The organism is Candidatus Kosakonia sp. 282A-S69 (assembly GCF_029433855.1).
Taxonomy (GTDB): domain Bacteria; phylum Pseudomonadota; class Gammaproteobacteria; order Enterobacterales; family Enterobacteriaceae; genus Kosakonia; species Kosakonia cowanii_A.
On sequence record NZ_JAROAU010000005.1, the window covers coordinates 234,372 to 234,740 of the forward strand.

Below are 369 nucleotides of genomic sequence, written 5' to 3' on the forward strand. Positions count from 1 at the left end.
CATGGAGATGCTGATGGTTTCGCCATCTTTCGCGCCAACCTGGAAGTTGTAAGATTTAGCGGTAGCAGTCTGGTTGTTCAGGATTTTCTGGCCGTTGAAATCGGTCTGCGTGGTGACACGGTCGATCTCTTTCATACGCTCGTTGACTTCAGACTGGATGGAGTCGATGTCAGAAGCGGAGTTGGAGCTGTTCTGCGCCTGAACGGTCAGGTCACGGATACGCTGCAGGTTATTGTTCACTTCGCTCAGCGCGCCTTCAGCGGTCTGCGCCAGGGAGATACCGTCGTTAGCGTTACGTGATGCAACGCTCAGACCATTGATGTTAGAGGTGAAGCGGTTGGCAATTGCCTGACCCGCAGCATCATCTTT

1 protein-coding gene is annotated in these 369 nt (G+C 53.1%); it reads right to left on the minus strand.

From position 1 onward, the window contains the following. Positions 1 to 369: flagellin N-terminal helical domain-containing protein (locus tag PU683_RS22095; RefSeq protein WP_463322658.1), on the minus strand; the 369-nt coding region annotated here is incomplete at both ends.